Here is a 25,606-nt window from a genome sequence, read left to right on the forward strand (position 1 = left end):
TCCGGTCGCCTGTCCGATAGTTGTACAGACCAGTCGTTCGGTTTACAGTCGACTCTGCTGCCAATCTTCGACGAAAGGCTCTTCCGATGGGATCAGGCGTCCGACCCTCTCTTGCGGTTGCGACATTCACCGTTGCAGCAACATGCCTCCTTGCTCCCGTCGCCTCTGCCGAGCCGGCGACACCAAGCCTCACCACGGGATCGGCAGGGCTGACGATCGGGCAGATCGACGACATCATCCGAATTCTCATCCCCGACCATTGCTCGGTTGCCGGCAGCGTGGGATGCGTGAACCCGTAGGCGCATTCGGCGACGATGCCCCGGAATGTCCCGAGCTGACGCTCGATCGGTAAGGCTCTGAGCGCTGCCGAAAGGCAGCAAATCGCAGCGTAAGTGCGCTTCCGACGACGAAATCTCGAAGATGATCTCCAGCCCATCTTCCTCGTCCCATTGCTCCCCTGACTCGACGAACCCGAAGCTCCTGATGAGGGCCAACGAGGGGAGATTGTCAGGGCTGATCGTCGCGCGAACCGTTTTCACATCCAGCTGACCACGCGCAACGTGGAGCAGCGTTTCCACGGATCGCCGTGCATAGCCCCGTCGACGTAGATCGGGGGCGACCCGATAGCCGATCTCGACCATCCCCGCCTCGTCGGGAGCGCCGTGGAAGCCTGCCACGCCAACCGGAAACGCGACGAGAGGGTCGACCATCGATCGCGTGATCCACGGCGCGTCCCTGGGGGTATCGATGAGCTGCTTGCTCCTCATCCGCCACAGGGCACGGCAATCGGTCCCCGCCAGGTAGGACGAAGCGTATTCCACTCCGAGCGAAGCAGTTTCACCTGATGCCAGCGCGTGCACAACGCGCGCGGGCACAACGTCAAGGCGAAGTTGCGACTGCTCGGGCCGCGGGTGCTTCCAGGGTTCGCTGGTAATCGTCATCGCCGGAATAGTGACACGCCCCTTCCTACCGTTGGTTGATCGTGAGCGCGATGGAACCTAGAGATCGCTCAGCGGTCGGGCTGTCGGCGGCGGAATCCCTACGGACTCGACCGGGATGTTCGAGGCCCTTTCCGTCGTGAGGTTTGCGACTTCGATGCGGTCCAGACGGAACCAACGGATCGCCCCTGCGGTCCGGCAGTGGGCGATGAGGTACCAAGTTCCCCGTGTGTGCGCCAGGAGCACTGGGTCGACCCGTCGCAGCGTTATCGTGCCGTGTCGGTCGCTGTACCGCAGAGCGAGGACGCGTTGTTCGACCAGACTCTGCTCGACACACCGTAGGTTCCGGGTATTTCGTCGGTTGTGGCTGACATTCATCCACACTCGGTCCGTCAGACGAGCAGTACGTCTTCGAGCAGGGCCGTCCATCGCGCTCAGGACCTTTCTCAACACGGCTCGAAGATCCTGATCGAAGGGCTGCCCCCAACTGGCTGCTGCAGCCGCGGCGAGCCCCGCGACCTCCGACTCGGTGAAATTGACGGGCGGAAGCGTTGCGCTCCGATCGACGACGTAGCCCCCGCCCGGTCCCGGTCTGGCCCACACAGGAAAGCCTGACTGTGCGAGTGCGGTGACATCACGCTTGATGGTGCGGACGCTGACCTCGAACACCTCTGCAAGCCGGTCGGCGGTACGACCGCCTTTGCCCGCGCCACGCAACTCCTCGCGGATCGCAAAAAGTCTGTCCGTGCGGTTCATTCACAAATGGTGACAGACTGGTGACAAAGTTGTCGGCCACGATTAATACATGACTGATGCGCACCACCCGATCTTGTTCCTCAGCGGCGCTGGGCTCTCGCCCTGGATTTGGAAAGATGTGCGAGCTCAGGTGAATGCCGATTCGGCAGTTGGGCCCCGGCCCTCAGACTGCTCCGGTGCTCCGCTGGCCGCATACGTCGAACTCGCCGTCGAAGCGGCACCGCCAGGCCGGTTCGCCATCGTGGCGCACTCCTCAGGTGGTGTGGTCGGTGCCGAAGTTGCACGGCTGGTTCCGGACCGAGTCACGGGCTTCCTAGGGATCGCCGCCGTGATTCCAGCGGCAGGCGGGTCCTTCGTGTCCGCGATGCCAGCCCCGAACCGGTGGGCCATTGCCACGGCGATGCGACTTGCCGGCACACGCCCTCCTGCGACAGCCATCCGACGGGGCCTCGGGACGGGCCTGAGCAAAGACGTTGTGGAACGCATTGTCGCGGAATTCACCCCTGAATCGTTGGATCTGTACAGGCAAAAGACTGGGGACCACGTGTGGTCCGGTCGCCGAGGCTTCCTGGTGACCACTCGAGACCAGCAGCTTTCACCTGGGCTCCAGCGCCGTTTCGCCGAGCGCCTCGGCGGGAAGTGGTCGCAGGTGATCGCAACCGGCCACTTGCCGATGCTCCAGAACCCGGAAGCAACAGCCGCGATGATCCGCGGGTTTTTGACAGCATGACCGCAAGCGACCGGCGGACAATTCATGCGGTACGTCGATCGGCTCACAAATGCATCTGACGGCTGGTTCGAAGGCAAACGAAAAAGGGCTGCGCTATCCCAACGCGATGGATTCACAAAGATCGAGCGCTGCAGGAGGATTCACACCGAAGAACTACCGGTCACTGCAGGAGCACGAGCATTAGTCCACCGCGTCCGGCCTCATGCGATCTGTCGGCGGCCTAGTGTATAGCGTCAATCCCGTCCGATAAGGTTATGCCGCAACAGAATTGCCTTGACGCGTGCTTAGTTGTGCATTACTATCGAACATACGTGGCGCTCCTGAGGTTTGTGTGGGCGTCATTTCTGCTGTTCAGGGTGGGTTGTGTTGTTGGACGCAGTGTTCGGCGAGTTGCCGGTGAGATGAGGGACGCGCACGTGTTGGGCCTCTAGATTTCGGGGTTCCTACACCGACCTCAATCCGGAGGACCGCTACACGTGCGCGTCAGTACTGCATTTAACCGTCTGCTTCAGATTCCCGGTGCATCGGTGTCGGATGTGTCGATCACAGACTCTTTGGTCGAGGTCACGCTCAGGCTTACCGCGCGCCGTGTGAAGTGCCCGTGTGGCTATTCGAGCACCGCGGCTTACGATCGCGAACCTCGTCGCTGGCGGCATCTCGATTTCGGCCGGCACAAGGTGTGGCTGGTCTACTCGATCCGACGGATCGAGTGCCCGACCTGCGGTGTTCGTACCGAGGACATCCCGTGGGCGCGGCCACGAGCGCGGCATTCACGAGACTTCGAAGACACCGTGTTGTGGCTGGTCACTCGCACCGACAGGACCTCGGTATCGACGTTGATGCGCTGCGCGTGGCGAACGGTGACCTCCATCGTCACACGCGCGGTCGATGCGTTGATCGACTCGCGTCGCCTCGATCGGCTCTATCGGATCGGTGTCGACGAAATCTGTTATCGGCATCCGCACAAGTACCTCACGATCGTGGGTGATCACGACACCGGCAAGGTCATCTATATCTCCGAGGGCCGCGGTCGGGACTCGTTTTCGGAGTTCTTCGAACAACAGTCCGCGCAGGAGCGAGAGGAGGTGCAGGTGGTGTCGATGGACGGGTCGCCGGCGTTCCGTGCGGCCGCCGAACATCACGTCCCGCAGGCTCGTCAGTGCATGGATCCCTTTCATGTCATGCAATGGGTCAATCGAGCGTTGGACCGGGTGTTCTCCGATGCCGCGTCGATTCGTCGCACGCTGACCATGCAGGCACCGGAGTGGCGCAAGGCTCGAACAGCGTTGCGGCTCGGTAAGAATCGGCTCACCAAGACCCATAAGTCGCTATTGCGGACGGTGACTGCAGCTGACACCGAAGTCGGGACGGCGTGGCGTCTGAAGGAACAGTTCCGGGATCTCTACCGGAAAGTCGCGCCGTCGAACGCTGCACGGTATTTGAGGCGTTGGATCGAAGAAGCGAAGTCCTGCGGCATCAGTGCGTTCGTTCAACTCGCCCGGATGATCGACAAGAAGTCCGAGGCGATCTGCGCAGCAATCGAATTGGGTGTCTCCAACGCTCTCATCGAGGGAATCAACTCCAAGATCAGACTGATCAACGCCCGCGGCTACGGCCACCACTCTGCCGCATCGCTGAAAGCAATGATCTACCTCAACCTCGGCGGAATCGAGGTCAAACTACCCACACAAAGGTAAGGAGGGGCACATACGTTCTAATACTGGTTCGAGACGATTGCCGGGGGGCAACGATGACGGGAAGTCTCGCAGGCGCATTCGCCGCTTACACAGGGCCGCAGAAGAAGCCCGTCATCGACCGATCCCTCCTGAACGAAGTCGGGGACGTCTCGGTCATCGAAAACCGAGCCTGCGCCCGTAAAGTCGCACTCGCAGCGGCTATCTGGGACTCCTGCATCCACCAGACGGTTCAAGTCGGCGAACACATCACCGACGCCGGAAACTACGCATCCTCCGAAATCGCCGCAGCCCTGGGCTGCTCCAAAACAGTCGCAGACACCTACTCCGAAATCGGAATGGACCTTCGCTTACGATTGCCCGCCATCAAAACAGCATTCGAAGCCGGGGAACTCGACCTTGCCCGCGTACGCGCCATCTACCGCATCACCAACCCCTACAGCACCCCAGCTGTCGAACGCACCGAAACCGAAATCCTCACCGCCGCCCTACACCTCTCCCCCGGCCCCCTCGCCACCGAAGTCGACGCCATCATGCACCGCAGCGCACCAGACGAAGCAACCGAACTCCGCAAAGACCTCACCAGACTCACCGGCGTGCGATACCGCGACAAAGACATGATCGCCACCATCGAAGCACACCTCGAGGCAGCCGACGCCGCAGCCAGCTGGCAACTGATCAACGAAATGGCAGACACCATCTGCCCCCGAGACCCCCGCACCCGCGGACAACGCCGCGCCGCCGCCTACACCGCCCTCATGCGACGCGAAAGCTACGTCGCCTGCACCTGCGAACCCGACGACGATCACCCCTGCACCGCGAACCCCGAACTCCCCGACCGCAGAACCCCACTCACCAACATCACTATCGACATCAACACCCTCCTCGGACTCGCAGACCTCCCCGCCTACCTCGCCGGACACGGTCACATCGACGCCGACTACGCCCGCCAGCTCGCGGAGAACAGTGACCTCCAAATCATCCTCACCGAGGTACTCGACCTCGCCCGAAACCTCGGACTCGTCACCGACAACGAGGGTCAGGACACCGACAACAAGGACAGCGACACCGAAGACACGGGCCAGGACACCGAAGACGAGAACGACGGCGACGGCGACGGCGGCGACGACGACACAGGCGACGACACAGACGCAGACGCAGAGGACGAGGATGACCGCGAACCAACTGATGACGTCGATCTCGGGTCTGCGAGGAAGACCTACCCCACGACACACCTGACGTTCCATCCACTCGGACGCGGACGGAGACGCCGAGGAATGGCACTGCCGAGGCCTCAGCTCTCGCACACACGCACGAGAACCGACGCTACTTCCGGACCGCACGAAGGTCGCTACACCCTCATCGCCGCACTGGAGAAATCAATCGCCGCCAACCCAGGGCTAGCCGTCGCGCTGTATCCCGACGGCCACGGCGGACACATCGAACCACCCGACAGCGCACTCCGATATCGCCCAACCACCGCACTCGCCGACTGCGTCCGCCAACGAGACCGCACCTGCCGCCACCCCGGCTGCGACGTCCCCGCAGCCGGCTGCGAAATCGACCACGTCATCCCCTATAACCACCGCAACCCCGCACGAGGCGGCTGGACCATCCTCACCAACCTCCACTGCCTCTGCAAATACCACCACGCACTCAAAACAATGGGCGCATGGACACCGACCATGCTCGCCGGCGCGGTGAACTACTGGGAATCCAGCTCAGGCACGACAGCAATCACACTGCCGGGAAGCGCCATCGGAACAACGGACTGCGCGGAACAGCCCCTGATTCCCCACATTCCTCGCAAACGTAGACCGAAATGCGAAACCGTGCCGGAGACCGCAGTGGAAGCAGCCGTTGCCACGGGGTCGACTGCTCCAGCCGGATCCGGATCAGGTTCTGTGGCGGCCGGATCAGGTTCTACGCCAGCCGAATCAGGCTCTGCGCTCGGTCAATCCGCCGTGGATACTGCGAAGCGAACCGATCCACGCACACGGAACCGGCGGAGCTCTACTCGCAAATCGGCCCATGCCGCAGGATCAGGATCAGACGCAGAATCAGGGGCAGAGGCAGGCTCAGGGGCAGGGGCCGCCGGCAGCAACGTTCGCTCGAAGCGACCTCGGATTCATCTCGAACCGATTGTCGGGTGCAACGAATCGATGGGAACGGCCGTGGGTCTGATTGTCGGTACTGCGATCAGCGCACACCGAGGAGGTGCACCGTTCTGACAACTCAGCTGGGGACCGAAACGAGAGTCCTATCTCCGCCGAATCGGCGCGAACGTCGCGACTGCGTCGCGCGTCAGGAAGTCCAAGAGAAGTGCGTTGCACAACTCCGGCTTCTCGACGAGTAGGCCGTGCGAAGTGCCAGGCACTATTGCCAACTCAGCACGCGCAGCGTTGGCGTAGAACTGAGCCGCGTGCTCGATGGTGACCTCGTCGTCGTCCCCGATCATGACCAGCAGCCGAACACGAAGTTCACCGAGCTGCTCGGGCGTGACGAGCGGCCCGGCTCGGTGCATGTCGTCGAGCTTGGCTGTGATCACCGCATAGTGGTCGGCGCCGTCGGGCGAGATCTCGCCGTACATGTCGACGAGAAACTGCGGTGTCGCATCGTCGGGATCGGACACTCCGCCGCCCCAACCGTCGCGGTGAAACACTCCGGCGACGCAGGCGAGTCGTTCGACGAGGTCCGGTCGGCGCAAAGCCACGAGCAAAGCGACGACCGCGCCGTCACTGCATCCTGCCAACCTCGCGGGTCCACCGATCACCGTCTCGATGAACGCGACGGTGTCGGTGGCCATGTCGTCGAACGTCATCGGGCCGTCCACGTCGGGAGTCCGACCATGCCCGCGGCGCTCGGGTGTGTAGACGGTGAACTCCTGCGTCAGCGCGTCGAGAGTCGGTTCCATGGCACGCGAATCGACGCCGCCTGGATGCAGGAGAACCAACGGGTCACCGCTGCCCTTCTCGTCGTACCAGGTGTCGACCGGCCCCAACTGCACACGTTTGCTCATGCAACGTAAGACCGGCGCAGCAGGGGAAAGTAACCGCGGGCTACACGCCGTCGAGCGGCGTGGTCACGGCGATCCGACGCTTCCCGTCACCGTCGACGACGATCTGGTAGGCGTTCCTTTCCTCACCGGCGGGCGTTCCGACGTCATCCAAGTTCTCCAGAACCAGATGCCCGACCCAGATTCCGTTCGCCTCGATCTCGGTCACGATGTCCTTCGCTCGCACGCTCTGAATGCCGCGAGAACGGTAGAACTGCTGGCCCTGCGCGAAGAAGTCTCGCGTTTGCTGCGGCTCGGTGACGGCCATGCAACCGCGCGGCGATACCGCAAGCGCTGGATAGTTGTAGATGTCGGCGAGTCCGCCCAAGTCGCCGTCGGACAAATATCCGGTGTACCGGGCGAAGAATGCTTCGATGGTTTCCAATTCGGTGTATGCCATGCCGAGCAACGTACGGCTCATTACCGCCACGCCGGTGTCGGGAATCGGACAGAATTCACAACTGTGCCCCGCGAGACGAGCGCCGAAAGCCGTGACAACCACCTGACGCTGCGACGCGTTGTCCGCCAGCAGCGCCTGATCGAAATTCTCGCGGACTCTCCGGTTCCGGTTCCCACCGAGGCACTCGCCGAGAAATTGCAGGTCAGCGCCAGGACCGTGGAACGAGATCGCCGACGGCTCGTCGAGTCGGGAGTTCCCATCGTGGCGGTGCCGGGGACACACGGCGGGAGCAGGCTCCCGCGCCACGATCGGCTGTCACCCGTCAGTCTTACCTTCGAGGAAATCGCGGCCCTGATCGCCGCACTGGTAGCGCTGGGTCCGACCGAAACAGACAGTGCTGGTTCCGCGATGCGGGCACTGGTCAGCGCACTCACCGGCGGGCCGCAGCGGTGACGCGCAAGCGGGCCAGGTCCGTAGCGGTCCGGTACGGCGTCGGGCTCCTCGTGCTGAACATCTTCGCCGCCGTTCAGGTCACGTTCGTAGTTGCTCTGTTGGCACGCTCGGAAACTGCAACGGTGAGCAGCATCCTGACCGATCCGGCATTCAGCGCGTTCCGTTGGATCGTGCCACTCGGGATCACGGCCGGAGCTGCGGCAGGCGCTCTGCTGATCGCACCGACGTTGCGGTGGGTGAGCACCGAGGCGCCGCCCACGGCCAGCCAGGCCAAGCGGGCGAAACGAATACCGTTGCATCACACAGCATCACATCTGATTCTGTGGCTCGGATTCGGGTTCGCGCTGGCGTTCCTCACCCGAGAGGCGGAGAACGACGTCACGATCCTCGTCGTCGTCGGCACGATCTTCGGTGCCGTGACCACGGCAGGGACCGGCTATCTGTTGACCGAGCGAGCATTGCGCCCCATCAGTGTCCGCGCGTCGGCAGTGCAGCCGCGCACGCGTCGTGAACTGAGCGTGCTGGCGCGGCTCGTCGTCACGTGGGTCGTATGCACGGCATTCCCCGTCTCGGCCATCACCCTCATCGTCATCGCACACTCGACCGGCCACCCCGTCGAGATTCCAGCGCCGATCGAATTACCGATCCTGATCGTCTCGGCAATCGCACTCGGCACTGGACTACGAGGGACCGTGCTCGTCGCGAGATCGGTGTCCGAACCAGTGCGCGAGGTGAGCTCGGCGATGCGGGCACTCGAGACCGGCACCGCAGACGCCCGCGTGCCCGTCTACGACTCCTCGGAAATCGGTGATCTACAGCGCGGCTTCAACAGCATGTCGGCCGGGTTGGCCGAACGGGAACGACTGCGCGACCTTTTCGGCCGCCACGTCGGGACCCAGGTAGCCTCCCGCGCGCTAGAGGAATCGGACTTCCCACGCGGCGACGTCCAGTACGCGGCAGTGCTGTTCATCGACCTCGTCGGATCGACGACGTTCGCCGTCGACCATCCGCCCGAACGCGTCGCGGAGGTGCTCAACGAGTTTCTTGCCATCGTGGTCGACACCGTCGACGAGAACTTCGGATTCATCAACAAGTTCGAGGGTGACGCAGCGCTGGCGATCTTCGGTGCGCCGCAACCGATCGACGATGCGGCCACTGCAGCACTACGAGCAGCCCGACGGTTGCGCGTGGCATTGAGATCGCTCGACTCCATGGACTTCGGAATCGGAGTGGCCGCCGGCCAGGTGTTCGCCGGCGACATTGGTGCCACGCAGCGCTACGAGTACACGGTCATCGGCGGCCCGGTGAACTGCGCAGCGCGACTGTCGGACCTTGCGAAGAACGAGCAGTCGCGGGTGTTGGTCGCCTCCGACGTCGTGGACAGTGCGACTACCGACGAAGCAGTCCGCTGGGAAGCTCGAGACCCGGTACTGCTGAGAGGCCTCGAGAGTCCGACTTCTGTCGCGACAGTCAGTCTCGATCCCTGAACCGCTAGCTACGAAGCCTCACCGGCCGCAGCGTCGCGCTCGGCTTCGGCGTCGCGCTCGGCCTTGGCCGCTGCCAACCCGGACATCGTCCGCAACGGCACCTCCTTGACGAAGAGGACGAGGACGAACCCGAGGACCATCAGGATCGACACCGCCAAGAACACATAGTCCATCGCGTCGGAGAATCCGATCCGGAACGGCTCGGCGAGAGCGGAATCGAGCTTCTGGATGAACGACGAGTCGACCAGGGCGCTGCCCGCGATCGAGGGATCGCGCGCGATCAGCGCATCGGCGAAGCCTGTCTCGAGTGGATCGCCGCTCGTCGACGCGGCCTGGACGGCCGATTGGAACTCCGGAGTGGCACTCGCGGTGACCAATGCGTCGGTCGTCTTCGGAGTGAGCTGAGTGAACAGCATCGACAGGAACACTGCAACCCCGAGCGTCGCACCGATCTGCCGGAAGAACGTGGCGGCGGACGTCGAGACTCCCATGTCCTTCGGCGGCATCGCGTTCTGAATGGCCAGCGTCAGCGGCTGCATCATCGAACCGAGTCCGACGCCGAACACCGCCATCACGACCATCGTCTGCCACAGTGGAGTGTCGGCATGGACGTAGTGGAAGGTGAACATCGCAATCGCCATCAGCGCGGTACCGACGATCGGGAAGATCTTGTAGCGGCCGGTCTTGGAGATGAGTCGTCCGGAGACGATCGAGCTGATCATCAGCGCTCCAACGAGCGGGAGGGTCTGATACCCGGCCAGTGTCGGCGACGAACCCTTGACCACCTGCAGATACTGCGGCAGCAGTGAGATACCACCGAACATCGCGGCACCCGCGATGACACTGACCGCGATACACAACGCGAACAGCCGGTTGCGGAAGAACCGCATGGGGATCAGAGCGTCGTCACCCATCCTGATCTCGGCCAGAACGAACGCAATGATTCCGACGACGCCGATCGCGAAGCACGCCAGTGCGCGCGGCGAACTCCAGCCCCAGACGCGGCCTTGCTCGGCGATGATGAGCAGTGGCACGAGTCCGATCGTCAGGAGCAGTGCGCCCCACCAGTCGATGCGGGCCTCGCGCCTGTTCACGGGCAGGTTCAGCACGCGCCACACCACGACGAGCGCGATGATGCCGAGCGGAACGTTGATGTAAAAGACCCACCGCCACCCGGTGATGCCGAGGATCGACGACTGCCCTGCCAGCAGTCCGCCGATGACCGGGCCGAGAACACTGGACGTTCCGAATACGGCGAGGAAGTAGCCCTGGTACTTGGCGCGCTCACGGGGCGGAACGATGTCGCCGATGATGGCAAGCGCCATGGACATCAGCCCGCCCGCGCCGAGTCCTTGGACGGCGCGGAAGGCCGCGAGTTCGTACATCGACGTGGAGATTCCGCACAGCATCGACCCGATGACGAAGATCGAAATGGCCGTCATGAAGAACGGTTTGCGACCGTAGAGATCGGACAGTTTGCCGTACAGCGGCGTCGAGACCGTAGAGGTGATGAGGTAGGCCGTCGTGACCCACGCGAGCACAGAGAAGCCGTTGAGATCGTCGGCGATCGTGCGCACCGACGTCGACACGATCGTCTGATCGAGCGCCGCGAGAAACATTCCCATCATGAGTCCGGAGAGGATCGTCATGATCTCCCGGTGCGAGTATTCGCCTGAGTCGTTCTTGGTCACATCAGCTGGGGATACCACCGCTTGGTTACACCTTTACGATATGTTTGCTTGTGTCACACAACTAAAATTGGGACACCAGCATGCGCTCGCCGAGCCGATAAAGCAAAGCGGTTTCAGCGATCCCTGAACCGCTGCACGATCTCGCTCATCGTATGGGGGTAGACGCCTTCTTCGGCCAGCTGCCTGCGAGTCTTGCGCCGTGTGATGACGAGCCCGGTGATCGCGACGATCCACACCGGGTATTGCACGAGAAATGCGACGCGGAACGCATCGAACGTGTATCCGCCCCGCAAGTCCAGGATCAATCCGATCGACGCGATCACGAGCAACGAGGCGAGAAATCCGCCGATGTTGACCATCCCCTGGGCGGTCCCGAGGTTGGCACTCGGGTTGAAGGTCCTGGCGTAGTCGAAGCCGATGACCGAGCCCGGCCCTCCGACCGATATGACAACCACCAGAACGACGAGAAGCCACAGCGGCGCGGGGCCAGGCAGAGCGAGGACGATTCCCCACATCGCCGCGTTGCTGATCATGATGGCAAGCACCAGCCACGACCGGCGCATCGGATAGCGGCCCGTGAGAATCCCCAGCACGATCCCCGACGCCACCGCCGAGACCACCGACACCGACAGCAACGCTCCGGCCGTCGACGCGGACAAACCCTGTGCCGAGGTTAGGTATGGAATTCCCCACAGCAACGCGAACACCGTGATCGAGAACTGCGTTCCCATGTGACTGAAGAACCCGAGCCTGGTTCCGGGACGCTTCCAGACCTGCCGGATCGTCGCGACCGTCTCACGAATCGACGTCGCCTTCTCGACCGGCTCGGTTCCGGGTGGCGCATCGCGAATCAGGGCGAGCGCCAACACGAACGCAACGAGACCGAGTGACGCGGCGCTGCCGAACGCAAAGCTCCATCCCGGTCCGCCCAGCAGAATCAGGAATGGCACCGCCGACAAGATCTGACCGCCTTGCCCGAGCAGACCGGTCAGCTGCGACACGATCGGCACCTGGCGCGGGGGGAACCATTGCGGCACCAACCTCAGCACCGAGATGAACGTCAATGCGTCGCCGACGCCTACCAGCGCCCTGGCTGCCACCGCCAGCGGCAACGACTCCGTGACGGCCAACGTCACCTGCGCGACGGTCATCAGCAACGCCCCGAGCGCGATCATCTTCCGCGATCCGACGCGGTCCAGAACCACCCCGACCGGAATCTGCATGGCGGCGTACACGACGATCTGAAGAACGACGAAGGACGACAGCAGCGACGGGCTGATCGAGAATCTGTTGGCGGCGTCGAGTCCGGCGACACCGAATGCCGTGCGGTGCAGAACTGCGACGATGTACGCGAACACGCCCACACCCCAGACCACCCACACGCTTCTCACTGGCAACATTCTGCCGGGTCGTCTGTGGGAAGATCGCACCCGGCAGGACGCGACGACGCAGAAAGTGAGCAATCACATGGCCCACCCCATCTGGGTACTCAACGGACCGAACCTGAACATGCTCGGTACCCGCCAGCCAGATGTGTACGGTCACGACACACTTTCCGACGTGATCGCACTGTGCGAGAAGACAGCAGCCGCTCACGGCCGGACCATTCGCGCGGAGCAGTCGAACCACGAGGGCCAGATCATCGACTGGATCCACGAGGCCCGCGGCGCTGCCTCGGGAATTGTCATCAATCCCGGTGGACTGACCCACACCTCGGTCGCCCTCAGGGACGCGCTCGTCATACCGGAAGTACCGATCATCGAGGTCCACATCAGCAACGTGCACGCGCGCGAGGACTTCCGCCACCACTCCTACGTCTCCCCCATTGCCAATGGCGTGATCGCTGGGCTCGGCATCGCAGGGTACGGATACGCCATCGAACGACTCGTCGCGCTCAGCTAGAGCTCAGGTTCACCTGCCTATGCTGACTCGGGCAGGAGTGGAGCCCGCGGAATGACCCAGGGATCAGAGCGTAGGACGAGCGAGGGATCAGCCACGGTGAGCAACGACAGGGCGAGTAAGAACAGCAAGAAGAAGGCGCAGGCAGCCGCAGCGGCCCTGCAAGGTAAGAAGGACAGACAGCGTCGCACGCTGATTCAGGTCGGCGTTGCCGTTGTACTGATCGCGCTCGTTGCCGTCATCGGGTTCTCCATCGCGTCCAAGAGTTCGGACGACACCACCGCAGCCCCCGCAGCGACGCCGTCGACGGTCACAGCCGATGGCGCCATCCGCATCGGTGACCCGAACGCGGCCGTCGTCGTCACTGCCGTCGAGGACTTCCAGTGCCCGGCGTGCAAGCAGTTCGAGGCCATCAGCGGAGACACCCTGTCGGAACTGGTCGCGGACAACACCATCGCAGTCGACTACAAGCCGATCGCGATACTCGACCGCATGTCCACGACCAACTACTCGACCCGTGCGGCGAACGCGAGCCTCTGCGTCGCCGACGCCGACATCTCCAAGTGGCCTGCCTGGCACAAGGCGATGTTCGAACAGCAGCCCGCCGAGGGTGGCGCGGGTCTGAGCGACGAGGACCTGACCGGTATAGCTCAGCTGATGCAAATCGACGTCGGCAGCTGTATCGCCGACGGGAAATACACCGACTACGTCGCGAGCCAAACGCAGAACGTTGTCAACAGCGGCATCACCAGCACCCCGACGGTGACGGTCAACGGCACCGCGGTGTCGAACCCGACGCCGGACGGTCTGCGCGCGGCTATCGCTGCGGCACAGTGAGGCCGGCGCAGTGAAGCCGGCACGGGCGGCAGCATGGGTCCTCACAGTCGGGGGGCTACTCGGTCTACTCGCCGCGTTGACGCTGACTATCGAGCGGTTCAAACTACTCGAGGACTCGTCGTACGTTCCGTCGTGCAGCTTGAACCCGGTGCTGTCGTGCGGTTCGGTGATGACGACGGACCAGGCCGCACTGTTCGGATTCCCCAACCCAATCCTCGGCATCGTCGCGTTCACCGTGGTGGTGACGACAGGAATCCTGACGCTGGCGAAGATCGAGTTGCCGCACTGGTATTGGCTGGGACTGTCGATCGGCACGCTGTTCGGCGAGGTGTTCATCCATTGGCTGATCGATCAGAGCCTGTACGAGATCGGCGCCCTCTGCCCGTACTGCATGGTCGTGTGGTTCGTGACCATGCCGATATTCGTCGTCTCGCTCTCGCAACTGGTGGACCGCGAGCATGCAGGAACCGCGGCGAGGTTCTTGCTGGAATGGCGCTGGACCATCCTCGCCCTCTGGTACGCCGTGGTGATCGCCTTGATCGGCATCAGGTTCTCGGACTACTGGTCCACCCTGATCTAGAGGACGCGGTCTAGAGGACAGCTACCGCATCGATTTCGATGAGTAGTTCCGGCATCGCCAGGCGTGAGATTTCGACGACGGTCTGAGCCGGTCTCGTCTCGGGGAAGAGCTCGCCGAGAATCCCGGTGTAGGTGTCGAGGTTGCGCAGATCGACGAAGTAGACCGTCAGTTTCACGACGTTGTCGAGCGTGCCGCCGGCCGCGTCGACGATGAGCCGAATGTTCTCGAACGCCAACCTGATCTGCGTGTCGACGTCGCCGATTCCTGCGAACTGCCCGTCGGCGGTGATCGCCGTCTGTCCGGACAGGTACAGCGTCGTCGAGGCCTGTTCGATGGCAACACATTGAGACAACAACTGTGCGCCCGGATCCCAGACCGTGTCGGGGGATATGACGTTCTTGTTCACGAGCACTCCTGTCGGTCTGTTCGGTCAACCTACCTGCCGCTCCATTGCCTGGTTGTGATCAGCCACAAGCGGACGGTTCTATTACGCCTCGCGAATCGTCCCGGCAGTGCATGATGATGTGAGTCAGCTCACTACCGTGAGCGGGCCATGCAGGTCGGGGCGGGAATCTTCACAGGCACCAGGAGTTGTTACATGGCAGGCGATCCGATCGCAGTCATCGTTGCAGTAATCGTGTCCGCAGCGGGCGCAGTCGCCGGAACCGATCTCCCTCCGCCGATCCAGGACGGGGCGCAGGGGGTAGCAGCAGCGGCCGAGGGTTCATCGGACGGATTGCAGCAACAACTCGACGATCTACTCGGCGGATTGCCGGACAGTCAGCGCGAGCAAGCGGAGACGATGCTCGACGACGCAGCGACTGCCGTCGAGAACGCCGCGGAACCGATGCTGCCGACGGTGCCCGAGACAGCCGAGAGCACTACCGGCACACCTGCCGAACCCGCTGCGGCCCCGGCACCGCTCGCTGCAGCGCCGAAACCCGCCGCAAGCAGTCCGATCTCCACTGCCACCTCGCTCGGCGCTGTCACCTCACTCGGTGCTCTGATTCCCAGCACCGCGGGGATCGTTCAGTTCGGCACCTCCTCGTTCTCCCTCGGCGACCTGGCGTCGCAGACGGCGTTCATGCCAGCGGCCGAATCGCTTCGGCGTGCACTGTTTCCCGGCATGCCCGCCACGTTCACCGGTGTGTCGGCGTCACCGATCGGGGCCATCACCGCGTTCGTTCCGTGGCTCATGAAGGCCGGCTCGATCTGCGGCGGAGTCAAAGCTCCGACGATCGCCGCTCTGTACGCCGCCGAGAACGGTTTTCGCTACGGACCGACTGCGCCCGTCTCGTCCACCGGTGCACGCGGACCCGGGCAGTTCATGCCCGGCACCTGGCAGACATACGGCAAAGATGCCGACGGCGACGGCACCGCCGACATCAACGGCATCGCGGACTCGGTGATGGCGTCGGGAAACCTGTTGTGCGACATCAGCGGCCAGGTCGAGAAGTGGAAGGCCGAGGGACGGGTCAAGGGTGACACCCTGGACCTGACGATCGCCGGGTACAACGCAGGCGCGGGCGCGGTTCTACGATCAGGCGGAATGCCCTCGGGAACACCCGATTACGAAAATCAGACCAAGCCGTACGTCGCCAAGATTCGAGCGACGGAACGCCAGTTCGCGGCCATGCTCAATCCCTTCGCCGGGCTCGACCTCGCCGGTATCGGTGCGCGGGCGGTCAATTCCGCAATGGACTACCTCGGATTGCCGTACGTGTGGGGTGGCGGCAACATCAACGGCCCCTCCGGCGGCGGTTTCGACTGCTCCGGTCTTACGTCGTACGCGGTCTACAAGGCCTCGGGCGGCACCGTCACTCTGCCGCGCACCTCGGAGACGCAGTGGAACGTAGGCACCGAAGTGCCGATCGAGTTGGCGCAGCCCGGTGACCTACTGTTCGGAAACTGGCAGTCAGCCGGCCCCGGCCACGTCGCCATCTACGTCGGCAACGGCCAGATGGTCCACGCGCCGACGTTCGGCGACGTCGTCCGCATCGGCCCGGTGTTCGACGGCATGAAGGCGCGGCGGGTGCTGTGAGAAGAGGCTGCGGGTAAGTTCGAGAACGACAGCTGAGGTCGTGACCGGATTGAGGAGAACCCACCTGTGGCCAGCGGAGCCCGCAACGAACCACTGAGCTTCGACGACCCCTTGGCCCCGGCGCCACCCGAGGGAGAAGGCTTCGAGACCGGCTGGACCGTGAGGACCGGCGACGTCGATCCCGACAACCGCCTCAGATTCGACGGAATCGCGCGCTACCTACAGGACATCGGCTCGGACAACCTCGCGGCCACGTCCCTCGGCGTCACCGACCCGTTCTGGATCGTACGAAGAACGGTCATCGACGTGCATACGCCGGTGAAGTTCCCCAACCGCGTACACATGCGCCGTTGGTGCTCGTCGATGTCGACGCGATGGTCGAACATGCGGGTGAACATCACCACCGACGAGGGCGCATCGATCGAAACCGAGGGCTTCTGGATCAACATCAGCGCCACCACCGGAGGTCCGACGCGCATCAGCGACGAGGCACTTACCCTCCTTGCCCGCACGACAGAGGAACATCGACTTCGATGGAAGGCCTGGCTCACCGAGCCTGCGCCGCCCGAATCGCATACCGATGTTCAATTCCCTTTGCGCGCAACCGATATCGACTCGTTCAACCACGTCAACAACGCAATCTACTGGCACGCCGTCGAAGAACTGCTCGTCGACCGGAGCGAGCTGCTGCGCGAACCGCACCGCGCCGTCATCGAGTACCTGTCCCCCGTTCTCGCCGGCGAACACGTCACCATCCGGCACCGCTACGACAACGGCTCTCTCACACTGTGGTTCGTCGTCGACGGGTCGGTCCGCTCAGTCGCGAAGGTCGCGCCGAGGGCCTGACGGTCGATCTTGCCGCGCGGGGTGCGGGGAAGGGCATCGAGAACGCGAATGCTCGACGGCATGCTCGGGGCAGGTAATACGGTGCGCAGATGCCGTCGAATCTCTGCCGTCGACGGCGCATGCGCGTCGACCACGAGAGCGAGCGCCGGCGCCTGTCCCATCCTGGCGTCGGGCAATGCAATCGCGGCCGCGTCGACGACTCCCGAAATATCCAGTGCTGCAGCCTCGATCGGCGCCAATTCCACGTTGAGGCCCGCCCTGATCAGGGTGTCGGAGTCTCGACCGAACAGAGTCAACTCCCTACCCTCGATCGAACCCCTGTCGCCTACCGTCATCCAGCCGTCGACGGGCCCGCTCTGGATCCCCATGTCGGTGAGGTAGCCGTCGAACAGCATGTCGCTGCGCACGTGAACAACACCGTCGCGAATCTGCGCTTCGACCCCGTCGAACAGAATTCCCGCGCTCGGCTCGACCCCACGGTCGTAGGAAACGAAGCTGAGCTCGGATGCGCCGTAGAAGTGTGTCAGCGATGCAGTGGGCAATACCTCCTGCAGCGCAACGCGCCCGGACGTCGGCCAGCGGGCGGCACTGGAGAGCACCTCGCGAACGCTCGTCACCGGTCCGATCCCCGATCTCACGATGTCCCAGGCGATGGTCGGCACCGAATACAGGTGCGTCGCTTCGCTTTCGAGCGCATCGGCCGCTGGCCGCAGATCGACGGTCGCTCCCCTGGTCAGGGCGTGCAACGCGCCGTACAGAAAGTGCGTGTGATCGAGCACTCCCGGGGTCGACACTCTGTCTCCGGGTCGAATGTCGAAAATCGCGTCACTCCGGTCGAGTGTTCGCGCCCAAGAACGTTGACTCCGGACGAACAGCTTGGGTTCACCCGTCGTACCGGAGGTGACACCGACGAGCAGTTCGCTCTGCGGGGTCGCGGCCATGTGGGGGTGGCCTGATTCGTCCAGAAATGCGACCGGATTCGCGCAGCCGAGGCGGCTGAGCCTGCGATGCTGATTCGGCTCGGCCAGCACCACATTCGGTGCCGCCAGCTCCATGATTCTCGCGAACTGGACGGGCAACAGATGCCGGTGCAGCAACACCACCGACACTCCCGAATGCATCGCGGCAGCCACCGCAACGATCGAACCCACATCGGACGTCGGAAGAACCGCCACTCGGCGCATGCCACCCATCGCGGCGGCTGTGCGCTGCACTCGGTCCCAGAGTTCGCCGTACGACACTGCGTCACGACGGTCGACGACTGCGACCGCCGCACTGTCGGCTTCCACTCGGCACGCTATCCGTGAGGTGAGAAGCTCAGGCATCGGCGTGCTCGGTTCACGGCCCGGCTCAATCATCGGCGCAGTTCAATCATCGGCGCAGTTCAGTCATCGGCGCAGTTCAGTCATCGGCGCAGTTCAGTCATCGTCGACGCCCCTGGCGACGAGAGCGTCTCCCAACGCATCGGCCGTTCGAAGTGCCCGGACGAGAACGGGTGTCGCGAGCGCAGTCATCGACCACTGAAGGCCCCGCGCCTTTCTCGCCTCGGAGACCTCGCCCACGATCGTCGCGAGGATCGGAATACAACGAATAGCCAGCGCGAGCATCAACCCGATCCGTTCGGGGTCGACTCCGAACCGCCGCAGTGGTCCGAGCGCCCGCGTCACCGTATCGAGCATGTCGGTGACCCGGGTTGTCAGCGTCACGAGCGCCGCGAGCGCCACCGAGATCAGCAAGACTCCGCATACCACGATTGCGCGGGTGGGAGAGGTGATGATCACCTGGAACACCGCGATGATCACGATCATCCACAGCACCGGACGTAGCTGCGCCAGAGCAAGTTTCGCAGGAATACGTGCGACCGCATACAGCAGAGCAACCGCGATTGCGACGATCCCGACGACTACCGGCGTGCGCACGAACAGCGTCGCGGCGAGAATCGAGATCAGCAGAAGTGCCAACTTCACCCCGGCGGGAAGCCGATGCACAACCGTGTCCCCCGGGCGGTACAGCCCGATCACAGGACCAGCTCCTGGTAGGCCGGGACCGCGTCGTCCGGTGTGCCGTCGAACGCGACGAGTCCGTCGTCGATGACGATGACACGCTCGAACGACTCCAGCAGCGCCAACTGATGGGTCACGACGATCACCTGCTGATCGATCGAGTCGAGCGCTTCGGAGACGACGCGCGCATTGCGGAGGTCGAGCAGGGTGGTCGGCTCGTCCGCGACGACGACCTCCGGCCGTCGGATGAGGACCGCGCCGATGGCCAACAACTGCTTCTGTCCGCCGGACAACAGGTGGGCGGGGTGCTCGGCGTGCCCGTCCAACCGAAACCTGGTCAAGATCTCCTGCACTCGATCGGCGATCTCGTCCTTGCTCAACTTCGATCGCCTGAGCGAGAACGCGAGATCCTCGCCGACGGTAGGCATCACTATCTGATTGTCGGGGTCGGTGAAGACGAAGCCGACCTTCTTGCGAACCTGCCCACCCTTCTTCGCCGGATCGATACCGTCCACCGTCACGGTTCCCGATGTGGGCGTCAGCAGCCCGTTGATGGTGCGGGCAAGTGTCGACTTGCCCGAACCGTTCGATCCGATGATTCCGACCCTGCGTTCGGTGATGGACAAGTCGATGCCTCGCAGCACCTCTCGTTCACCGAACGAGTGCCGGATGCCTCGAAACACGATCTCGCTCACCACACACGCTCCACGATCATTGCGATACCTTGCCCGCCGCCGATGGCGCACGCCGCGAGGCCGAGTTCCGGTCCACCGTCGACGGTCATCTGACGTGCCAACCGCACCAGCAGGATCGCCCCGGACGCACCCCACGGATGGCCCATCGCGATAGCGCCTCCTTGCGGACACAACACGTCCTCGTCGACGCCGAGCGCATCGGATACTGCGAGCACGACGGATGCGAACGCCTCGGTGATTTCGATGATTCCTATGTCCGACAGCGTGATTCCAGTCCGGTCGAGTACCTTCTCGATCGCCGGCACCGGGCCGAGTCCTGGCAGCGCTGGGTCGTGGCCAGCGACAGCGGCGCCGACAACTCGGAGTGCCGGCAGTTCGCGCGCGCGGCCCTCGGTCGTCACTGCCAACACAGCGGCACCGTCGGAAATCCCGCACGAATTGCCCGCGGTCGCGGTGCCGTCGGTCGAGAACGCAGGCCTCAGTCGCGCGAGCCGCGCCTCGGTCATGTTCGGCCGAATCCGTTGGTCTCGGTCGATACCTCCAACCGACACGATCTCGTCGCTGAAATCGGCCGCGGCGGCCAAGGAATGCGACCGCGCCGCGTACGCGTCCTGACGTGCCCGGCCGATGCCCCGTATGCGGGCGAGATCGTCGGCTGCAACGCCCATGTCCGGATCCGGGAATCCGGCCGGCGCGAACGGTGCTCGGGTGTAACGCACTGGGTCGGCGCCCGGCGTCGGCGGCCAGAAACGCCACGGCGCAGTACTTGCCGACTCGACGCCTCCGGCGAGAATCAGCCGCTCATCGCCGCCCTTGATGCGCGCCGCGGCCTGCATCACCGCATCGAGCCCTGCCCCGCATTGGCGATCCACCGTCACACCGGGGATCTCGACGCCGAGGCCTGCGCGCAGGGCCGCGATCCGCGCTGGGTCCCCGCCGGGGCCGAGACAGTTGCCGAGTACGACGTCGTCGACGCGCTCGTCGCAGCCCGCTTTACGCAGCGTGCGGACCGTGGCCTGAAGAACGGGAGCGGCGAGATCGGTCGTCGTGAGCTCGGAAAATCCATGACCTGCATTGCCGATTGCAGTTCGCCACGGCGCGACGAGCACAGGGTTCGTCCCGCGTCCTCGTGTCATGAGTAAGAGTCTTTCACTCGTCCCCGGGCGATCTTCCCGCTGCCCGTGCGAGGGAGCTCGTCGACGATCGTCCATCTCCGCGGCATCGCTTCTCGCCGGAGTACGCGTCGTGCCTCGGCTTTGACGGCGTCGAGGTCGCCCGAGGTGGACAGTTCGATCACCGCGGTCACCGTTTCGCCGAGAACTGCATGCGGCGTCCCGATCACGGCGGCTGCGCTCACCCCGTCGATTGCGTCGAGTACTCGTTCGACGTCCTCGGCGACGACCGTCGCACCTCCTACGTTCACTGCTGCGCTCCCGCGGCCGTGGACGACGAGTTCCCCGCCCGGCCGAAGCTCGGCCAGGTCACCGACCCCGACCCACTCGTCGGTACCGAGCACTCGATACGGCGACCGAACGAACAGCAGTCCGTCGCGGATGTCGGCGTCGATACCGTGGAGCAATCGAAGCGGCTCGGGCACCACGCGCGCGGCGACGAGCGACAACTCGGCGGCGCCGTAGTACTCGACCAGCCGAATCTTGTGCGCGCGCTCTCGGGCACCGTCGTCGAGGGACGTGCCCGCGACGATCGCAATGCGCAGCAGAGGGGCGTGGTCGACAAGTGTGCGAAGTACTGCAGGAACAGCATGCGTCACGGTCGCGTGTCGCACATCGTCGGTGACGCAAGCTCCGAGCCACAGTGCGTGCACGGCCGCGAACAGGTGCATCGTGGCGTGCAGTGGACCCGTGAGAAGAACTCGGTCGTTCGAGGTGATCCCGGTGAGCGTGGTGAACTCGCCGAAGCTGCTCGTCCAGGATTCGGCGGTACGTGCCAACGGACGCGGGTTCCCGGTGGAGCCCGAGGTGCCGACCAGAAGGAAGGCGCCGTCTTCGATATCGGGTCGATCGGGCCGGGCCTGAGGATCGAAGACGCGGACTGCGGCCCCCTGCCGTGCCGCAGCGAAGACGCAGATCAGGGCGTCGGGAACGTCGAGGTCCGACGCGTCGTGCACTGTCTGCTTCGGCCAGTCCGCGATCGCGGTATCGAGATCGGCGTAGGTGAGCGATCGGCCGTTCCAGTCGATCGCGACGTCGCCCGCCGATCCACCCGGCAGGACGCTCACCGGGTCGCGATGATCCCGGGGTACGCCCGGTGCACACTCTTCGCGACGACGGTGGCGATGACGACCTTCACGAGATCACCGGGGATGTAGGCGAATGTGCTGGTGATCGCGGCCGTGATCGACAGGTCGGTACGCAGCAGCAAACCGATGACCCCGAAAACGTAGATCACGACAATGCCGCCGAACGCGTTGATCAGCAGGCCCAGAACGACGGGGTACTTCGGCAGGATGCGGGCGGTGAGGAACCCGATGACGAGAACGCCCGGGATCCATCCGACGAGGTAACCGGCACTCGGACCGGCAAGCGCCGTCAACCCCGTGCGGCCACCCGACAACAACGGCAGCCCGATGAGGGTGAGCGCGATGAACACTGCGACGGCAGCTACGCCTTTACGCGCCCCGAGGACGGCACCGGTGAGGATGACGCCGAGCGTCTGCAGCGTGATCGGGACGCCGCTGACCCCGACGGTGATCGATCCTGCTAGGCCCAGGGCTGCGATGAGCGCCGCGAACACAGCGATTTGTGCCATGTCTCTGGCCGAGATAAGAGACTTCGAACCCGACACTGATGACTCCTGTACGCCTTCGGACATGACCACTCCTCGTGATGCAAACTTGAACGGCGTTCAAGGTAGCAGGTGCGCGAGGTCACGTGATCTTTCAGGACCCCGGAGGTGGTCATCCAGGCGTGACGGCGAACCGTGCGAGTTCGGTACTGACGACCTCGGGTCGACCGTTGTTCTGAGTCTGCGCGGCGGTCAGGACGTCGAGGTGGTTGTAACCCTGGATCACGATCGGAAGATCGTTCGGGTGACCGGACGGCGGCAGCTCGATGCCGCCGGTGCCTTGGAGCGTCAGGATCGGATTGCGCTCGACGCCGTCGCGGTGCAACCGATGCTCACGGATTGCCGTCGAACCGGACTGCGTCAGATCTGTCGCCAGTGTGGTCGGAAAGTACCACTCGGTGAAATCGAGAGGCGGCTCGGCGAGGCTTCGCGCGAGCTGCGCGATCGATGTGACCTCACTGGTCGAATCGGTGTAGCGCGCAGTCTGTTCCGAATCGTCGAGCGAGTCGTAGTCGTTCCAGGTGTACACGACGAGAGGATCGCCGTACACCGCGGGCGCAGCCTTGCGAGCGTCCCCGAGCGCGCTGCCTATTACCGGAAGCGCCTCCATCCCCGGGAGGGTCGGAAATGCTTTGTCCGTCACCGGCTGAGCGCCGATGAAGCCGACACTCGACTGGAGGAACCCGAACGGCTGCGAGTTGTCGTCGAGAAGAGCTCCGAGAACTGCGTCGTTGGTTGCGAACAACGTGCGCACCGACGGACTGCCCGTCGCTGCCATCACGGTGTCCTTGGACAACAGAACCCGCAGGGTGGCGTCGATGTTCAGATTGTTGGGGAGCACGTCGACGAGATCGTTGATGCCGTTCGGGTCGAGTCGCGCGGCAACGCCTGCCATCGCAAGAAGGTTGGTCGTTTCGGGGTTGATGACGGCAGGCAAACGGAGAACGGGCAGAGCCGTGTCCAGGGCGCCGGTCAACTTCGCAATCGGATCCGCCACCGCTGCCGGAAGTTCGATATCGGGAATGCCTCTGAGCAGAGGCGGTGTACCAGCTTTGACGATGGTGTCGAGCGCGAAGTATCCCGCACACTGGTTGTATCCGGCGTCGTCCAGGGTGGCCGGGTTGCCGTCGAAATCCCACTCGGCGAAGTAGCCGGTGACGAAACCTCCGAGCGAGTGCCCACCGCACAGCACCTTCTCTTTACGCAGCTGCTGATCGGGAAGTTCCAGGCGAAGCAGGTCGTACTGATCTCGCAGGGTCTGCTCGATTCCCTGGTTCGCGAGCCAGGCCGTCGACGCGCCGTCGGCGAAGCCTGCGAATCGTTTTCCGTCGACTTCGGCACCGCCGTAGTAATAGTCCGTTGCAGTCTTCAGGTCTCCGGTCTTCAGGGCCGCCTGAGTGCCCGCGTGGTCTTCGAGGCAGTTCGAGCGGCGATCGAGCGCCCAGAATTCGATGTGCGAACCCTGCGCGGCGGCGGCAGACACGGTGTTGCGCGCCACCGATTCGAACGCGCCCGCACCCTCGAAAATGCCGGGCTGCGCGACCAGGATGCGGTCGGCATCGGCGGACTTCGCCGGGCCATCGACCGAGGTGTACCGCAGGTAGGACAGGTAGTCGCACTGGACAGGATGTGGCAGCGCATCGGGCGGCAGGGGCGCCGGCACCGAAACGACGGACGCTTCGACATCGGTCACCGGCGAGGACGACGCGACCGGTATCTCGGTGCGCACGGGTGAGGGCTGACCGCTCGCTGGACTGGCCCCGAACACCAGCAATGCGACAGCGCACACAATTGACACGACCGACCGAATCACTGTTCCCCCTACAGGCCCGCCCACCCTGACGAAGAGTCACTGTAGATCGGCGGTCCGACACAGTGGGCCGATACGGTGGTATCCATGACCCGAACACTCGTCCTGATGCGGCATGGCAAGTCCGGATACCCGGAAGGAACGCCCGATCACGAGCGGCCACTCGCCGACCGCGGGCAGAGGGAAGCCGGGCTGGCAGGTGCGTGGATCAGAGAATCGGTCGGGGCCGTGGACGCTGTGCTGTGTTCGACGGCGACACGAACACAGCAAACCCTGACGGCAACGGGCATAGATGCACACGTGTCCTTCGAAGAGTCGCTCTACGGAGCGTCGCCCGAAGAGATCATCGAGGAGGTCGCACTCACCGACGACGCCGTGAACACACTGCTGGTCGTCGGGCACGCCCCCGGAATACCGTTCACGGCACTGGAATTGGCCGAAGCCGACGGATCGCAAGCAGCAATCGAGATCGGCCGGAAGTTTCCGACGTCGGCGATTGCAGTACTCACCTTCGACGGCTCGTGGGCCGAGATTGGGCGAGGAACCGGCTCGCTGACGCACTTCCACGTGCCGCGCTAGTCGATTTCGGGCGTGAGCCAGGGTGGATCTACCCCCTCGTTGTGCGTTTCCGATGCCGTCCGCCGCACAACGTGGGGGTAAATCGCGAAGTCATCTGAGTTTCGCGACCACGAACCCGACGACACCGAATGCGATGAGCAGAAGCAACGCAGTGCCGAACCCGGCGAGCCACCAGACGATCGCGAAGACCACAAGGGCAGGCGCTGCTGCGACAAGTGCGATGGCTGGGCTTTCACGGATCGTTTCCAAGGCAGTCGTTGCGTGAACCCGGTCCAGTTTCTTGCGTGCCATGGTGTGCCCTTCGAGT

At 63.8% G+C, this 25,606-nt stretch carries 26 protein-coding genes; 11 read left to right on the top strand and 15 right to left on the bottom strand.

What is annotated here, in order from left to right; genetic code table 11:
- Nucleotides 1-92: 92 nt before the first annotated feature.
- Nucleotides 93-767, bottom strand: a complete 675-nt coding sequence (locus D8W71_RS24540; protein ID WP_236077598.1) for a GNAT family N-acetyltransferase — start codon at nucleotides 765-767, stop codon at nucleotides 93-95.
- 231 nt (nucleotides 768-998) lie between these two features.
- The gene (locus D8W71_RS24545; protein WP_121117418.1) at nucleotides 999-1,694 is read right to left on the bottom strand and encodes a helix-turn-helix transcriptional regulator; all 696 of its coding nucleotides are present in this window, start codon (nucleotides 1,692-1,694) and stop codon (nucleotides 999-1,001) included.
- Nucleotides 1,695-1,743: 49 nt separating this feature from the next.
- Between D8W71_RS24545 and D8W71_RS24550 the strand changes: the two genes are divergently transcribed.
- The 3 genes from D8W71_RS24550 to D8W71_RS24560 all read left to right on the top strand — a co-directional run bounded on the left by D8W71_RS24550 (nucleotide 1,744) and on the right by D8W71_RS24560 (nucleotide 6,349).
- Nucleotides 1,744-2,424: an alpha/beta fold hydrolase gene (locus D8W71_RS24550; protein WP_121117420.1), complete on the top strand. Its 681-nt coding sequence runs from the start codon at nucleotides 1,744-1,746 to the stop codon at nucleotides 2,422-2,424.
- A 476-nt stretch (nucleotides 2,425-2,900) separates the two neighbouring features.
- Nucleotides 2,901-4,121 carry an ISL3 family transposase gene (locus D8W71_RS24555; RefSeq protein ID WP_121117422.1) on the top strand — a complete coding sequence of 407 codons (1,221 nt, stop codon included), beginning with the start codon at nucleotides 2,901-2,903 and terminating at the stop codon, nucleotides 4,119-4,121.
- A gap of 53 nt (nucleotides 4,122-4,174) precedes the next feature.
- Entirely contained in the window at nucleotides 4,175-6,349 is a 2,175-nt protein-coding gene (locus tag D8W71_RS24560; RefSeq protein WP_121117424.1) for an HNH endonuclease signature motif containing protein, read from the top strand.
- Nucleotides 6,350-6,378: 29 nt separating this feature from the next.
- Here the strand turns inward: D8W71_RS24560 and D8W71_RS24565 are convergent, their stop codons facing one another.
- Nucleotides 6,379-7,137, bottom strand: a complete 759-nt coding sequence (locus D8W71_RS24565) for an alpha/beta fold hydrolase (protein ID WP_121117426.1) — start codon at nucleotides 7,135-7,137, stop codon at nucleotides 6,379-6,381.
- A gap of 40 nt (nucleotides 7,138-7,177) precedes the next feature.
- Nucleotides 7,178-7,573: a hypothetical protein gene (locus tag D8W71_RS24570; RefSeq protein WP_121119862.1), complete on the bottom strand. Its 396-nt coding sequence runs from the start codon at nucleotides 7,571-7,573 to the stop codon at nucleotides 7,178-7,180.
- 63 nt (nucleotides 7,574-7,636) lie between these two features.
- Here D8W71_RS24570 and D8W71_RS24575 point away from each other — a divergent pair, with 63 nt between their 5' ends.
- Both D8W71_RS24575 and D8W71_RS24580 read left to right on the top strand, forming a co-directional pair.
- Entirely contained in the window at nucleotides 7,637-8,026 is a 390-nt protein-coding gene (locus D8W71_RS24575) for a helix-turn-helix transcriptional regulator (protein ID WP_236077599.1), read from the top strand.
- On the top strand, nucleotides 8,023-9,513 hold the full coding sequence (locus D8W71_RS24580) for an adenylate/guanylate cyclase domain-containing protein (RefSeq protein WP_121117428.1): 1,491 nt from the start codon (nucleotides 8,023-8,025) through the stop codon (nucleotides 9,511-9,513). Before D8W71_RS24575 ends, D8W71_RS24580 begins: the two co-directional genes overlap by 4 nt.
- Nucleotides 9,514-9,521: 8 nt before the next feature.
- Here D8W71_RS24580 and D8W71_RS24585 read toward each other — a convergent pair whose 3' ends face one another.
- Both D8W71_RS24585 and D8W71_RS24590 read right to left on the bottom strand, forming a co-directional pair.
- The gene (locus tag D8W71_RS24585) at nucleotides 9,522-11,204 is read right to left on the bottom strand and encodes an MDR family MFS transporter (protein ID WP_268959844.1); all 1,683 of its coding nucleotides are present in this window, start codon (nucleotides 11,202-11,204) and stop codon (nucleotides 9,522-9,524) included.
- Between the two features lie 113 nt (nucleotides 11,205-11,317).
- Nucleotides 11,318-12,604 carry an MFS transporter gene (locus tag D8W71_RS24590; RefSeq protein WP_121117432.1) on the bottom strand — a complete coding sequence of 429 codons (1,287 nt, stop codon included), beginning with the start codon at nucleotides 12,602-12,604 and terminating at the stop codon, nucleotides 11,318-11,320.
- A gap of 67 nt (nucleotides 12,605-12,671) precedes the next feature.
- On the opposite strand from D8W71_RS24590, the gene aroQ reads away from it, so the two are divergent.
- The 3 genes from aroQ to D8W71_RS24605 all read left to right on the top strand — a co-directional run bounded on the left by aroQ (nucleotide 12,672) and on the right by D8W71_RS24605 (nucleotide 14,520).
- Nucleotides 12,672-13,106, top strand: a complete 435-nt coding sequence (aroQ, locus tag D8W71_RS24595) for a type II 3-dehydroquinate dehydratase (protein WP_201265450.1) — start codon at nucleotides 12,672-12,674, stop codon at nucleotides 13,104-13,106.
- Between the two features lie 96 nt (nucleotides 13,107-13,202).
- Nucleotides 13,203-13,940 (top strand): DsbA family protein, encoded by a 738-nt coding sequence (locus D8W71_RS24600; RefSeq protein WP_121117436.1) that lies wholly within the window; start codon nucleotides 13,203-13,205, stop codon nucleotides 13,938-13,940.
- Nucleotides 13,941-13,950: 10 nt separating this feature from the next.
- Nucleotides 13,951-14,520: a vitamin K epoxide reductase family protein gene (locus D8W71_RS24605; RefSeq protein ID WP_121117438.1), complete on the top strand. Its 570-nt coding sequence runs from the start codon at nucleotides 13,951-13,953 to the stop codon at nucleotides 14,518-14,520.
- 10 nt (nucleotides 14,521-14,530) lie between these two features.
- Here the strand turns inward: D8W71_RS24605 and D8W71_RS24610 are convergent, their stop codons facing one another.
- On the bottom strand, nucleotides 14,531-14,926 hold the full coding sequence (locus tag D8W71_RS24610; protein WP_121119866.1) for a RidA family protein: 396 nt from the start codon (nucleotides 14,924-14,926) through the stop codon (nucleotides 14,531-14,533).
- A 192-nt stretch (nucleotides 14,927-15,118) separates the two neighbouring features.
- Between D8W71_RS24610 and D8W71_RS24615 the strand changes: the two genes are divergently transcribed.
- Both D8W71_RS24615 and D8W71_RS24620 read left to right on the top strand, forming a co-directional pair.
- A complete protein-coding gene (locus tag D8W71_RS24615; RefSeq protein WP_121117440.1) occupies nucleotides 15,119-16,561 on the top strand; it encodes a C40 family peptidase in 1,443 nt (480 codons plus the stop codon).
- Nucleotides 16,562-16,654: 93 nt separating this feature from the next.
- A complete protein-coding gene (locus D8W71_RS24620) occupies nucleotides 16,655-17,407 on the top strand; it encodes an acyl-[acyl-carrier-protein] thioesterase (protein WP_201265451.1) in 753 nt (250 codons plus the stop codon).
- On the opposite strand, the gene D8W71_RS24625 is transcribed toward D8W71_RS24620, so the two are convergent.
- The 7 genes from D8W71_RS24625 to D8W71_RS24655 all read right to left on the bottom strand — a co-directional run bounded on the left by D8W71_RS24625 (nucleotide 17,326) and on the right by D8W71_RS24655 (nucleotide 24,639).
- Nucleotides 17,326-18,732, bottom strand: a complete 1,407-nt coding sequence (locus D8W71_RS24625) for an AMP-binding protein (RefSeq protein ID WP_121117444.1) — start codon at nucleotides 18,730-18,732, stop codon at nucleotides 17,326-17,328. The two genes, D8W71_RS24620 and D8W71_RS24625, sit on opposite strands and share 82 nt — an antisense overlap.
- Before the next feature lie 93 nt (nucleotides 18,733-18,825).
- Nucleotides 18,826-19,428, bottom strand: a complete 603-nt coding sequence (locus D8W71_RS24630) for an energy-coupling factor transporter transmembrane component T family protein (protein ID WP_121117446.1) — start codon at nucleotides 19,426-19,428, stop codon at nucleotides 18,826-18,828.
- Nucleotides 19,425-20,105: an energy-coupling factor ABC transporter ATP-binding protein gene (locus D8W71_RS24635; protein WP_121119868.1), complete on the bottom strand. Its 681-nt coding sequence runs from the start codon at nucleotides 20,103-20,105 to the stop codon at nucleotides 19,425-19,427. The genes D8W71_RS24630 and D8W71_RS24635 overlap by 4 nt, the downstream gene beginning before the upstream one ends.
- Nucleotides 20,102-21,241, bottom strand: a complete 1,140-nt coding sequence (locus D8W71_RS24640) for a thiolase family protein (protein ID WP_121117448.1) — start codon at nucleotides 21,239-21,241, stop codon at nucleotides 20,102-20,104. Before D8W71_RS24640 ends, D8W71_RS24635 begins: the two co-directional genes overlap by 4 nt.
- The gene (locus D8W71_RS24645; protein ID WP_121117450.1) at nucleotides 21,238-22,344 is read right to left on the bottom strand and encodes an AMP-binding enzyme; all 1,107 of its coding nucleotides are present in this window, start codon (nucleotides 22,342-22,344) and stop codon (nucleotides 21,238-21,240) included. The genes D8W71_RS24640 and D8W71_RS24645 overlap by 4 nt, the downstream gene beginning before the upstream one ends.
- Nucleotides 22,341-22,874 carry a biotin transporter BioY gene (locus tag D8W71_RS24650; protein ID WP_121117453.1) on the bottom strand — a complete coding sequence of 178 codons (534 nt, stop codon included), beginning with the start codon at nucleotides 22,872-22,874 and terminating at the stop codon, nucleotides 22,341-22,343. The genes D8W71_RS24645 and D8W71_RS24650 overlap by 4 nt, the downstream gene beginning before the upstream one ends.
- Before the next feature lie 148 nt (nucleotides 22,875-23,022).
- Nucleotides 23,023-24,639: a hypothetical protein gene (locus D8W71_RS24655; RefSeq protein ID WP_201265185.1), complete on the bottom strand. Its 1,617-nt coding sequence runs from the start codon at nucleotides 24,637-24,639 to the stop codon at nucleotides 23,023-23,025.
- A gap of 168 nt (nucleotides 24,640-24,807) precedes the next feature.
- Here D8W71_RS24655 and D8W71_RS24660 point away from each other — a divergent pair, with 168 nt between their 5' ends.
- Nucleotides 24,808-25,299 (top strand): SixA phosphatase family protein, encoded by a 492-nt coding sequence (locus D8W71_RS24660; RefSeq protein ID WP_121117457.1) that lies wholly within the window; start codon nucleotides 24,808-24,810, stop codon nucleotides 25,297-25,299.
- Nucleotides 25,300-25,389: 90 nt separating this feature from the next.
- Here the strand turns inward: D8W71_RS24660 and D8W71_RS24665 are convergent, their stop codons facing one another.
- The gene (locus D8W71_RS24665) at nucleotides 25,390-25,590 is read right to left on the bottom strand and encodes a hypothetical protein (RefSeq protein ID WP_121117459.1); all 201 of its coding nucleotides are present in this window, start codon (nucleotides 25,588-25,590) and stop codon (nucleotides 25,390-25,392) included.
- Nucleotides 25,591-25,606: the final 16 nt, after the last annotated feature.

The sequence above is a fragment of the Rhodococcus sp. P1Y genome (assembly GCF_003641205.1).
In the GTDB taxonomy this organism is placed as follows: Bacteria; Actinomycetota; Actinomycetes; order Mycobacteriales; family Mycobacteriaceae; genus Rhodococcoides.